General features: G+C 45.8%; 11 protein-coding genes. 3 read left to right on the top strand and 8 right to left on the bottom strand.

Features of this window, described 5'->3' with window-relative positions; genetic code table 11:
• Positions 1-14 precede the first annotated feature (14 nt).
• From QUF14_RS19570 to tdcA, 8 genes are all read right to left on the bottom strand, one after another.
• A complete protein-coding gene (locus QUF14_RS19570) occupies positions 15-1,346 on the bottom strand; it encodes an SLC5/6 family protein (protein ID WP_000401598.1) in 1,332 nt (443 codons plus the stop codon).
• Between the two features lie 274 nt (positions 1,347-1,620).
• Complete coding sequence (tdcG, locus tag QUF14_RS19575) at positions 1,621-2,985, bottom strand: L-serine ammonia-lyase (protein WP_000622095.1); 1,365 nt, start codon at positions 2,983-2,985, stop codon at positions 1,621-1,623.
• 71 nt (positions 2,986-3,056) lie between these two features.
• Complete coding sequence (locus QUF14_RS19580) at positions 3,057-3,446, bottom strand: enamine/imine deaminase (RefSeq protein ID WP_000719990.1); 390 nt, start codon at positions 3,444-3,446, stop codon at positions 3,057-3,059.
• A gap of 13 nt (positions 3,447-3,459) precedes the next feature.
• Positions 3,460-5,754, bottom strand: coding sequence for a 2-ketobutyrate formate-lyase/pyruvate formate-lyase (gene tdcE / locus QUF14_RS19585; RefSeq protein WP_100733921.1), 2,295 nt, complete (start codon positions 5,752-5,754; stop codon positions 3,460-3,462).
• A gap of 33 nt (positions 5,755-5,787) precedes the next feature.
• Positions 5,788-6,996 carry a propionate kinase gene (tdcD, locus tag QUF14_RS19590; RefSeq protein ID WP_001354981.1) on the bottom strand — a complete coding sequence of 403 codons (1,209 nt, stop codon included), beginning with the start codon at positions 6,994-6,996 and terminating at the stop codon, positions 5,788-5,790.
• Between the two features lie 25 nt (positions 6,997-7,021).
• The gene (tdcC, locus tag QUF14_RS19595) at positions 7,022-8,353 is read right to left on the bottom strand and encodes a threonine/serine transporter TdcC (RefSeq protein WP_000107721.1); all 1,332 of its coding nucleotides are present in this window, start codon (positions 8,351-8,353) and stop codon (positions 7,022-7,024) included.
• Between the two features lie 21 nt (positions 8,354-8,374).
• Positions 8,375-9,364 (bottom strand): bifunctional threonine ammonia-lyase/L-serine ammonia-lyase TdcB, encoded by a 990-nt coding sequence (tdcB, locus tag QUF14_RS19600; protein ID WP_000548353.1) that lies wholly within the window; start codon positions 9,362-9,364, stop codon positions 8,375-8,377.
• A gap of 98 nt (positions 9,365-9,462) precedes the next feature.
• Positions 9,463-10,401 carry a transcriptional regulator TdcA gene (gene tdcA, locus QUF14_RS19605; protein WP_104772188.1) on the bottom strand — a complete coding sequence of 313 codons (939 nt, stop codon included), beginning with the start codon at positions 10,399-10,401 and terminating at the stop codon, positions 9,463-9,465.
• 314 nt (positions 10,402-10,715) lie between these two features.
• On the opposite strand from tdcA, the gene tdcR reads away from it, so the two are divergent.
• The 3 genes from tdcR (at position 10,716) to QUF14_RS19620 (ending at position 12,921) form a co-directional block, all read left to right on the top strand.
• Positions 10,716-10,952 (top strand): transcriptional activator TdcR, encoded by a 237-nt coding sequence (tdcR, locus tag QUF14_RS19610; RefSeq protein WP_286333540.1) that lies wholly within the window; start codon positions 10,716-10,718, stop codon positions 10,950-10,952.
• Positions 10,953-11,190: 238 nt separating this feature from the next.
• The gene (locus QUF14_RS19615; protein ID WP_024212005.1) at positions 11,191-11,730 is read left to right on the top strand and encodes a hypothetical protein; all 540 of its coding nucleotides are present in this window, start codon (positions 11,191-11,193) and stop codon (positions 11,728-11,730) included.
• 21 nt (positions 11,731-11,751) lie between these two features.
• The gene (locus tag QUF14_RS19620; RefSeq protein WP_286333076.1) at positions 11,752-12,921 is read left to right on the top strand and encodes a hypothetical protein; all 1,170 of its coding nucleotides are present in this window, start codon (positions 11,752-11,754) and stop codon (positions 12,919-12,921) included.
• Positions 12,922-12,995: the final 74 nt, after the last annotated feature.

Below are 12,995 nucleotides of genomic sequence, written 5' to 3' on the forward strand. Positions count from 1 at the left end.
AAATTTCAGGTAAATCAAGAAAATGCCAGGAACGGAGATACACAAAGCAACAAACCAGTGACGATAATCAGGTACAGAGACATCCCTTTGTATTTGTGCAATGCCGGTACTTTGTAAACCAGCCACGCCGGGATCAGGCACCCTACCATGCCGAAAATCGGGCTACAGATAGAGGTGAAGCTCAACACCGGTGCGTTCAGTACGATGGCGCTCCAGGCCAGCAAAATGGCGAAAATCATGATGCCGCGCTGAACGAGATTTTCGTTAATCTTCTCGGCGGGCATCTTACGACGCAGGATGTTCATTACGATCCCTTGCGTTGCTTCGCGAAAACCTAAATAGACACCAAAGAATGCAGTCATTACGGCAAAAATATTAAGAATGACGCTGACCACTTTCACCCACGCTGCGCCGTCACCGCTAATAAACTGTGCGGCAATTGCCAGCGCGGAAATATTCTGCTCGTAGGCTTTTACCGCTTCGTCATGTCCCATCGCCAGCGTGAACGACACGGCGTAGAAAAAGACGGTGACAAACAAAATGCCAAACGCGATATTCATTGCCCGCAATGCTTTATGCCGCGCCACTTCAATGGATTTTTCCCGTGAGCGATAAGAGATCACCATCGGGCTTAACGTCTGGATAAACAGAATCGACGTCAGGGTAAACGGCAGCGTAATAATGGCGTTTTTCACCAGCAGCCCCAGCGGCGGCAGCGAACCGACGTTGTACAGATGCCACATTCCGACCATCGACACGCCCAGCGCCGCAACCACCAGCAGCTTGGTCAGCACCATCCCCGTCGAAATTTTGAATAACAATTTCTCGCCGCGTGAGGAGATCGCCACCAGAATGCAAATCAGTACCAGACCATAAAAGGGACTGTCTGACAGCAACCCTTCCGTCACACCGAAGGTATGCAGGTAGGAAGCACTATCGTTGGTGATGGCAGTGGAATAGACGAACATCCAAATCACCAGCATTACGAAATAGAGTGCACCTAACAGGATGCCCCAGTTTTTACCTAAATAACCGCTAATCACGCTCGGGTAATCTTTACATTCTGGTGATTCTGCCAGCGTATTAATAAACAACCGCTGAAACAGATACATTGCCGGGTAACCAATCACCGATGAGAGCAAAAATACCCACAATCCCATCAAACCGACCTGCACCGGGAGAAAAACAATCCCTGCGCCAATCGCCATCCCGATACTCATAATCACCCAGCCGGTGTCAGTACTGTCGAATTTGATCGCTTCTCGCCACTCGCTCTCACTCATTCCAGCACGACCTGCCGGGGTCGAAGCGTCTGCAATGACGCCTTTATTCGATGCAATTTCCATAATTTCTCGCTCAATATTTTGTAGGGCTTATTATTTTTTTCCGAGCCGCATCAAGGCGATATGCGGTCTACATTTTTGCAGGCGAGTTATTAGAATAAGGAAATGATACGCGCGAGGTCAGAGAAAATCTTCACAATCAAGACTTTGAAATAACGGAGATGGATAAGAATTTTCTACTAAATTAACCGCAAGAGAATATTCATTCTCTATTTGCGGCAGATCACAAAAAAAAGGTGCACATTTGTGCACCCAAGGATGAAAGCTGACAGCAATGTCAACCGCAGACCACTTTAATGGCCAGTCCTCCGCGTGATGTTTCGCGGTATTTATCGTTCATATCTTTGCCGGTTTCATACATCGTCTCGATCACTTTATCGAGTGAAACACGCGGTGCCGAGGTGCGGCGCATCGCCATCCGCGCAGCGTTTACTGCTTTCACGGCATTAATGGCATTACGTTCAATGCACGGGATTTGTACCTGTCCGGCAACCGGATCGCAGGTCAGCCCAAGGTTATGCTCCATCGCAATTTCCGCCGCATTGCATACCTGCGCAGGACTGCCGCCCAGTAGTTCAGTTAACCCTGCCGCCGCCATTGAACAGGCCACGCCAATTTCCCCCTGACAGCCGACTTCCGCGCCAGAGATGGAAGCGTTCATTTTATACAGCGCGCCAATAGCCCCCGCTGCCAGTAGATAGCGGGCAATCGACCGCTCATTTACTGGGCGACGGAACTTATCATAATAAGCCAGCACAGCCGGAATAATGCCGCACGCCCCATTGGTCGGCGCTGTTACTACGCGCCCACCGGCTGCGTTTTCTTCACTCACTGCCAGCGCGTACATGTTGATCCAGTCGATGACGTTCATCGGATCGTTAGAGATGTTATCGCTGGAAACCAGCTGGCGACGCAACGCAACGGCACGACGAGGCACATTAAGCGGTCCTGGCAGCACGCCTTCGGTATTCATCCCGCGTTCAATGCCGTCGTGCATCACTTGCCAGATACGGGCAAACCCGGCATCAATTTCCGCTTTGCTGCGCAGCGCCAGCTCGTTGTGCATCATTAGGCCAGAAATAGACAGGCCGTTGTAATCACACATTTTCAGCAGTTCACCTGCTGAGTGAAAATCGTAAGGTACGAGGGTTTCGACATCGTGCGACAGACCGAAGTGTTCTTCTTCAACGATAAATCCGCCACCGACTGAGTAGTAAGTTTTGCTTAATAGCTCTTTCTGCCCATTCCAGGCAGTAATCCGCATCCCGTTCTCATGACGAGGCAACATTTCAGGATGGAAAACAATGTTCTTTGCTACAGGAAAATCAACAACATGCGCCCCAGAAGCCACCGGCAACCGCCCGCTGCGCGTCACTAACTCAATAAATGCAGGGATCTCATCAATAACAACATCCTGCGGACTGTTTCCTGCTAGTCCCATGATGATGGCGACATCCGTGGCATGGCCTTTGCCCGTCAGTGACAACGACCCGTACAGATCGACCATAATATGGCTCGTCGCGGTTAATAAGCCGCTATTTTCCAGCCGATCAATAAAACTTTTCCCGGCATTCATCGGCCCCACGGTATGCGAACTGGAGGGTCCAATCCCAATTTTGAAAATATCGAATGCACTAATCATATCCACACCCTCGGATTGCCGTTCAGTGAAGTGGAGCGGAACGACCTTGCGACCGTCCCGCTCACGAGGCTTTACGCACTACGTACTGCGATGGCTTCAATTTCCAGCTTCACATCTTTCGGCAAACGCGCGACCTGCACACAGCTCCGGGTCGGGTAGGTCGCCTGATGCTCATCGAAGAACTGCTTATAGACTTCATTGATGGTGGCAAAATCATTCAGATCGGTGATGAACACGGTCATCTTGATGATATCACCCACGCTCAGCCCGGCAGCAACCACGATCGCTTTGACGTTTTCGAGGCTTAAACGCGCCTGATCTTGCACATCTGCCGGGATCTCACCTGTCTGCGGGCAAACCGGAATTTGCCCGGAGGTGAAGACCATGCTGCCTAAATCAACACCCTGAACATAAGGGCCGATTGCGCCTGGGGCACGTTGCGTTTCGATAATCTTTTTCATACATCCTCCGGCGTCAGAGCGCCTGGGTAAAAGTACGTGAAATAACATCCTGTTGCTGTTCACGGGTCAGTGCGTTGAAGCGCACGGCGTAGCCAGAGACACGGATTGTCAGGTTAGGATATTTTTCCGGGTGCTCGATGGCATCCAGCAGCATTTCCCGATTCATTACGTTGACGTTGAGGTGTTGACCGCCTTCGACATCCGCTTCGTGGTGGAAATACCCATCCAGCAGGCCGACAAGGTTGGTTTTACGTACTGGATCTTCTTTGCCCAACGCCGCCGGGACAATTGAGAAGGTGTACGAGATACCGTCTTTGGCGTAAGTGAACGGCAGTTTCGCCACCGACGTCAGCGAGGCCACGGCACCTTTACGGTCACGACCGTGCATCGGGTTAGCGCCCGGTGCGAACGGTGTTCCGGCGCGACGACCGTCCGGCGTGTTACCGGTTTTCTGCCCGTACACCACGTTAGAAGTGATAGTCAGAATCGACTGGGTAGGGACGGCGTTGCGATAGGTTGGCAGCGCTTTAATTTTCTTCATAAAGCGTTCAACCAGGTCGCAGGCAATACTGTCTACGCGCTCGTCGTTGTTGCCGTACTGCGGATATTCACCGTCGATTTCGAAATCCACCGCCAGGCCGTTTTCGTCACGGATTGGTTTCACGCGGGCATATTTGATGGCAGACAGGGAGTCCGTCGCCACTGACAGGCCCGCGATGCCACACGCCATAGTGCGATAGACATCACGATCATGCAGCGCCATCAGCGAGGCTTCGTAGCTGTACTTGTCGTGCATGTAGTGGATGATGTTCAGCGCGCTGATGTACTGCACCGCCAGCCAGTCCATAAAGTGGTCGAGGCTGTCCATCACTTTGTCGTAGTCCAACACGTCGTCCATCAGCGGTGCTGTTTTTGGGCCGACCTGAATCTTCAGCTTCTCGTCCACCCCGCCGTTAATTGCGTAGAGCAGCGTTTTCGCCAGGTTAGCGCGTGCACCAAAGAACTGCATTTGCTTACCAATCACCATCGGGCTAACGCAGCAGGCAATCGCGTAATCGTCGCTGTTGAAGTCAGTACGCATCAGATCGTCGTTTTCATACTGCAAGGAAGAGGTGACGATAGACACCTGTGCGGCATATTTTTTGAAGGCGATCGGTAATTCTTCCGACCACAGAATGGTCAGGTTTGGTTCCGGTGCTGGCCCCATAGTGTGCAGGGTGTGCAGATAACGGAAAGAGTTTTTGGTCACCAGCGTACGACCGTCCAGCCCCATCCCACCGATCACTTCCGTCGCCCAGATCGGGTCGCCAGAGAACAGCGAATCAAATTCCGGCGTACGCAGGAAGCGCACCATACGGATCTTCATAATGAAGTGGTCGATCAGTTCTTGTGCCTGCTGCTCATTGAGCACGCCAGCTTTAAAGTCGCGCTCAATGTAGATATCGAGGAACGATGCCGTACGGCCAAGAGACATTGCGCCGCCGTTCTGTGATTTCACTGCCGCCAAGTAAGCGAAGTAGAGCCACTGCACCGCTTCCTGCGCATTCTGCGCCGGACGGGAGATATCAAAACCGTATTTCGCCGCCATTTCCTGAATCTGCAACAGCGCACGACGATGTTCCGCCAGCTCCTCACGCAGACGGATAGTGGCTTCGAGATCTTCGCCTTTCTCCAGGCGAGACTGGAGAAAGGCAAATTGCAGTTCGCGTTCACGTACCAGATAACTGATGCCGTAAAGCGCTACGCGGCGGTAGTCACCGATAATACGCCCACGACCATAACCGTCTGGCAAACCAGTCAGTACACCCGATTTACGGCAGCGCAGCATATCCGGTGAGTACGCATCAAATACGCCCTGATTATGGGTTTTACGCAGATCGGTAAAGATGTACTCAAATTCACTGTCCATTTCACGGCCATATGCGTGGAATGAGCTTTTAATCATATTAATACCGCCGAACGGATGCAGCGCGCGCTTTAATGGTGCATCTGTTTGCAGGCCAACAATTTTTTCCAGCGGCTGGTTAATATATCCCGCATCATGAGCGGTAATGGTGGTGGCAATATTAGTATCGAAATCAACCGGCGCGTGAGTCGCGTTTTCGATACGGATGCCTTCCATTACTTTTTCCCACAATTCCGTGGTGGCTGGCGTCGCTTCGGCGAGAAAAGATTCATCACCTTCATACGGTGTATAGTTATGTTGAATAAAATCGCGGACATTAATTTCGTTTTTCCAGTCCGTACCTTTAAAGCCAAGCCATGCGTCGGCGTACAGCTTATCGCTGGTATCAATATCTACCTTCATGAAAAATAATCTCTCTACAATACTTCAACTAAATTATGCAAATTCTGCGGGCGCGTTAACTTTGCCTAAATGAATGGCATCCAAAGCAATCATTTTTTCTTCGTTAGTCGGAATAACGGCGCAAATGACACGCGCATTTTCACTGGAAACAATTCGCTCTCCAAAGGAGTTAGAGCGGTTATTCATTTCTGTATCAATCTCTACGCCTAATACAGCCAAATGCTCCATGACCAAACGACGAATTAAACTTGAATTTTCTCCTATTCCGCCGGTGAATATAATTCCATCCAGGCGACGTAATGAGGCTGCGTGTCCGGCAATATGACGGGCAATTCGGTGAACAAAGGTTTTAATTGCCAGTTGCGCGCGTTCGTGACCTTCATGCCAGGCTTTTTCCAGAACACGTAAATCCGAAGAAAGACCGGAAATACCTAATAATCCCGACTCTTTATTCACTACGCGTTCCAGGTCACCCAGGCTCTGGTTGGTTTGGCTGGCGACCCAGGACATCGCCCCGAAGTCGACATCACCACTGCGGGTACCCATCATCAAGCCTTCCAGCGGCGTCATTCCCATTGAAGTGTCAACACTCTGACCGTTGCGAACTGCGCAGATTGACGCGCCATTGCCAAGATGCGCCACGACCAGGCCGGAGTCATCTTCCGCCAGATTCAGCAAAGAATGCGCGCGCTGGGAAACGTAGCGGTGCGACGTGCCGTGGAAACCATAACGGCGTACACCTAACTCTTCATAATATTTCCACGGCAGGCCGTATAAATAAGCTTCCGGCGCCATCGTCTGGTGGAAACTGGTATCAAATACCGCCACCTGAGTTACGCCCGGGAATAATTGCTGCGCCGATTCAATACCACTTAAATTGGCGTAATTATGCAGGGGTGCCAGTGGAGAAACGCGACGGATATTATTAATGACTTCATCGGTGATAATGGCAGACTCGGTAAAAATACTGCCGCCGTGGGCGATACGGTGGCCGATTAAGGCCACACTGTCATTTAAATTCCGTTTTTCCAGTTCAAATGCAATTGCCTTCAATGCACCTTCGTAGCTGTGGTGAGCCAGCGGTGCTGGCTCTCCCCCATTTACGGATAAGAATGCATTTTCCGAGTTAATACCGTCGGCAATACCTGACATTAATACTTCACAGTCGCTGGCATCGAGCACGGAAAACTTAATCGAAGACGAACCACAGTTAATAACCAAAACAACCGGAAATTCATTCATCTCTTTTCTCATCCTGAGTTACGGATTAAAACAGTTTGTATACGATGTTCAGGATGGTCAGCAGACCAATCACGGTAACAAACACGTTATCCAGACGACCACGGTATTTCGCCAGAGACGGCGCTTTACGGATGGCATACATCGGCAACAGGCACAACAGGGATGCGATAATCGGCGCGCCCATAGCTTCAATCAGGTCGAGGATGTTCGGGTTGGCGTAGGCAACAACCCAGGTGGAGCCCATGATGAAAATCATGCTGAGAGTATTCAGTTTACCCAGCGACACTTTGGTTTTGTCACCTTTATAACCGAACTTCAGAATCAAACCATTCAGACCTTCCAGCGTCCCCAGATAGTGACCGAAGAAAGATTTGAAAATAGCCACGAGTGCGATAATGGAAGCTGCATATTCCAGTGTAATTGCAAACGTTGTTTTGGTACCGGTCATGGACGCAAAGTGGTTAGCCAGATAAGAAAGCACTGGAATATTCTGCGCTTTCGCTTCAGCCATATTCGCCGGAGACAGCGTAAACAGGCAGCTAAAGGCAAAGAACATCACCACTGCAACCATCAGCATACTGGCGCGAGAGATGATTTGTGAACATTTACGCTCGGTGAAATCGCGACCAAAATCTTTCTCATACTCTTCACGTTTAGAAACCACGAAGGAAGAGACGATTGGCGAGAAGTTAAAGGAGAAAACCATGATGGAAATCCCCAGCCAGACAGTGATCAGGATACCGTCATGGCCGGTTAACGACAGCGAACCGAGGTCAACCTGGTCGATAACTGCAGAGTTCCAGTAAGGGATCAGCGATAGAGAAATCAGCACCAGGCTGGCGATAAACGGCCATACCAGGTAGCTCATCACTTTAACCATCAGATCCTTACCAAACCAGATGACGAAAGCCATCAGCAGCAACAGGAACAGCGCCACAAAGCCGCGATTCAGCGGTGCAAAGCCGAGCTGGTTTTCCCAGAACGTCATAAAGGTATTGGTAATAGTAACGCCATAAATCCACAGCAGTGGGCAAATCGCGAAGAAGTACAGGAACGTGATAACCACGCCGCCAGTTTTACCAAAATGCTCTTCCACCGTTTCCGTAATGTTGCCGGAAGGGTTAGAGCCAGAAAGACACAGACGCGCCAGCGCCCGGTGGCAATAAAATGCGATGGGGTATGCCAATACCAACATCAGAAGAATCGGGATCAGTCCGCCAAAACCTGCGCGGATAGGGAAGAACAGCACCCCGGCGCCGATTGCCGTACCAAACAAGCCTAACGTCCATGTGGTATCTGATTTACGCCAGGACGATTGTTTTGTCTGGCTGGATACAATGCTATCTGAAGTACTCATATCCTATCCTCAACGAATTAATTAAGCGTCAACGAAACCGGTGATTTGAGAGACGCGAGAAAGATCGATATTGCCGCCGGAAATAATACTGACGGTTTTTCTGTTTTGAATATATTGGTCTAATTTACCGCTTAATAATGCAGCACATGCCAGAGCGCCTGCGCCTTCGGTGACGACTTTATTGCGCTGAATTAAGGCAATCATACTGTTTCTGATTTCGTCTTCGCTGACCAGCACGATGTCATCGACTAATTCACGAACGATTTCGTAAGTTAAATTACCCGGGCGGGCGACATCACAACCATCCGCCAGGGTGCCGGTAGTTCGGTGCGTGGTTATTTCTCCGGAGTGGAAAGAAGCCGCCATGCCGTGAACGTTTTCTGACTGTACGCCAATAACACGAATAGTCGGGTTAATTGATTTAATCGCTACCGCAATACCAGCAATTAAACCGCCACCGCCAATTGGCACAATCACATTATCGACATCATAGAGATCTTCCATAATTTCCAGGCCAATCGTTCCCTGACCGGCAATCACTTTCGGATCATCATAAGGTGGGATAAAAATACGGCCTTCCGTTTCGACAATTTCGCTCACTTTAGCGATAGTGTCGTTAAAGTTGTCGCCGTGCAGAACAACTTCAGCGGAGTAGTCGCACGTTGCCGCTACTTTGGATTTCGGCGCGCCTTTTGGCATCACCACTTTACCGTCGATACCCAGCATCGCGCAGGAGAGCGAGACCCCTTGCGCATGGTTGCCCGCAGAGCAGGCCACTACACCTTTACGTTTTTCCGCATCGGTCAGTGAACTTAATTTATTAAATGCGCCACGAATTTTAAATGAACCGGTACGCTGCATGTTTTCGAATTTGAGGAATATTTCACCTTTGCAACGTTCACTAAAATAGTTGGAGCGAGGCATGCCTGTTTTATAAATTCGCCCAGCCAGTCGTTGTTTTGCTTCAATGATGTCATCAATAGCAACCGGGAGATCGTATGTAATATGCATTATAAAACCTCTTAGCCTGAATTAAATATGTAGGTAACCGTAACCGACACCTGCAAAACAGACAGGTGGATTATTTATGTTTAAATAAAAACAAATAACTAACCAACTTCAATTAATTGCCTTCGTCTACACCCATTATAAGATGAATACTCTTTGGCTAATTCCACCAAAACCGATGCTGCTTTTTTAATACGATAATTTTTCGACCATACCGCGGCATATTGTGCCACAGGTAATGTTTCTTCAACCGGAATAGTAATAAATTGATTTGAACCAAAAGGTGATGTCATATCACAAGGAATTACAGTTAAGAAATCAGCATTGAGAACAAGATTATAAATTGTCACAACTGAGTCGGTTTTAACGATGTTTTCAATACTGATGCCATTTCTTTGTAACGTGGTGAGCAGCTCGCTGTAGTACCCCATATTGGTTTGTGGCAACACCCACTGTTCGTTCTTCAACGACTCCAGCGTGGTGGTGCCGGTGCATGTTCGGGACTTACTGGCTACCAACACAAACTCGGACTCGAACAGCGGCTCAACATGTAAATCCTGAAGCTTCATTTCTGCGCTTAACGTACCAATCGCAAAATCCAGTCGACCGTCGCGGATTGCCGGTAAGAACGAAGACAGTTGCGCTTCATACATAGAAACCTGCGCTTTCGGAAACACCTCTTTGAACTTGTTGATCATCCCGGACATAAAAGTAAAACCAATCAATGAAGGAAAACCGAATGAGACTTCCACCACCGCCTCAGAAGACATACCGCTTATCTCATTAACCATATTTTTCATTTCACGGGTAATGGATTCGGAACGGGAGAGTAACAATTGACCGGCAGGTGTTAATGTTACACCGGTATTTTTCCGCACCACTAATTCCACACAAAAATAGTCTTCAATATCGTTAATGATTTTACTGACGGCGGGTTGAGTTAACCCTAATTCTTTTGCAGCCGAGCCGATAGAGCCACTTCTAATGACTTCCTGAAAGACTACCAGATGCTGCGTTTTCGGAAGAAGAATAGTGCTCATAACTACCTACGTTAATAACCTCATTGACGGCATGAAGTGTATCAAAATGAAATGAACAGGATATGTGCGACCACTCACAAATTAACTTTCAATACTTTTCTGGATATCACTGTATCAATTAAATTCTTTTATATATCAATAAGTTAAAGTATATAAATCAGCATAAACCCTGATTTTTGTCAAAAAAAATGACAGGGATAACCATATTTTATGGCGATAACATCATTCGTTATGTGGTTAATAAAAAAAAGCAGCCGCGACCATATTTCAAGCAATTAGCGGATAATTACCAGGCAAATTTTGAGTTAAATTTTATGAGCAAGTTATCAAATTTTATTATAAATAAATCATTTTCAGCGATAAATAATGCGGCACGTCACATTTTTTCTCGCTATTTGTTGGAGGGCAAACATTTATTTTATCAATGTTTTAAAATTTCGAATACAGATATTGATCATCTCGAACAATTGATTAACATCAACTTTCACCCTTCTTACAGGACGTCATTTTGTGAATGCAATCGTTTCCCATCGTTTCTACTGCCACCATAGTTACTAAATAGCATTTTGTGTTGAGGATCACAAAACGAATAATTGATGTTCATCGCTATACGATCAGAATAAGAGAACAAGGAGGATTTTCGTTGTGCTTTACATCGTTGTAGACCACAGAATTTTGCTTCGTTGACTGTAATGCCGGGTAATTGAGCGTTTTTTGATAGTTGTGAGCGAACCGTGCAAGGAAAATAAGCATTGATTATTGTTTGTCATGATGACAAGGCAGGCATCAATGAAAGGTTATTCGATTTCACATTTTTTACCCCCTTCGATACCACCAATGTACGAAACTGTTAACACTTATAATAGAAACATTGATTATTGGAAGGTAAAAATAAAATTTGCCGAGATTATATCGACAAATGACGTTAATGAAATTTACAGCATAAGCAATGAATTGCGGAGAATATTATCTGCGATTACTGCATTGAATGTCTATAAAGGTGATGTTTCTTCTGTAATGATCCGAATCCAACCGGAAAATAGAAGTCCATTCATCATAGATATTTCTACAGGAGTAAATGATGATTATATAATACAAACTTTAGATGTAGGCACATTTTCACCTTTTGGCGAAAAATGTACTTGTTCAGCCATCAATAGAAAAGATCTGGAGTGTATCAAGGAGACAATTTTTAAGTTTTGCGCAAAGTTCACGCAAAAAGAAGTTATCTTAACGGAATTTAATCATTTTAATAAAACTGACAATGTTTCAGATTGTTGGCAAATTCTCTTTTTTTCACCAGATCATTTTAATCATGATTCTCATTGATTATTTAAAAAGGATAAAATAATGTTCCCGGTTTCATCAATAGGTAATGACTTAGGTAATGATTTAGTACGTATAAAAATGAATGACATTCCTGAAACCCCCATAATAAATGACCTCAAAGCACTAGCACCAGGTGTAGTAAAACTAAAACAGACTTCTAATCAAATGCTCACGTTAATCTGCGCGTTGCAACCTGGTGGAACATGTATTATCGATGGTGATTTTCAACAAGAATTAGCATACTTAAAAAATGTAATACTTTATAATAACTCGTCTCTTCGCATAGACTTTTTAGGTTATAATGCCCAAATAACGCAACGATCAGACAATACCTGCAAGCTTATAATTTGTGAACCGTTAAATAACATAAAAATTTCAGCAGACATCATGAACACAAATTGTTCATTAGAGGAAATTTACAATGAAATCAGAAAATTAAATGTAATCTTTAGCTCTGGAGCAGGCGACGTAATAGATTTATCCTATCTGGACTTGCATAACGTCGATTTAACTGGTTATGATTTTTCAAATAAACATATGGCTTACGCGACTTTAGATCCCTTTACATTGTTTGCAACAAAGTTTACTAAAACCAATATGTACAATATAAATTTTATGCGTTCGACACACAATGGTACTATCTCATGGAATTCTTTATTAAAAATCACCCCAGCGTTAACAAGTATCAGCGATGATTATTCCAGAGAAAAAATCGACTTTGTCGAAAGTTGTTTAAATGAGCTTGGAGATTTAACCGAAGATCAATTAAAAATCATGAGATATGCTATTATAAAATCCATACCAACAGCAAATATAACAGACAAATTAGAAAAAGAATTAACAAAAAGCATATATAAAAACTCCTCAAAAATTAATAATTATTTGAGCAAAGTTAAATTACCAGAGATGAAAAACTTCTCCTTAGAAAAAGCATATGATTACATCGACAAAATTATTGAAGAATATGATTGCGTCAAAAAAAATGATTACCAAACCGATCCAGAAATTAATTATACTGTCGATTACAACCTAGATTACACTAACTCAAACGACTTGCTTTCAGATAATAGCCTGGAGGAAGAGAGAGATTCTGTTGACAATTCCTTTTCGGACGATGAATTTAGCTTCAACGAGTGTCGTTTTATTAGCAAAGAATATACGTATGATTACGATCTTTTAAATGAAATATAAATGTAATGATTTCTTACAAAGTCTATTATTAATAGCTTAGATATTCGTTCATCTTTCCGTCTGCACCAAAAGTA

It is taken from the genome of Escherichia sp. HH091_1A (genome assembly GCF_030295175.1).
GTDB classification, from domain to species: domain Bacteria; phylum Pseudomonadota; class Gammaproteobacteria; order Enterobacterales; family Enterobacteriaceae; genus Escherichia; species Escherichia coli_F.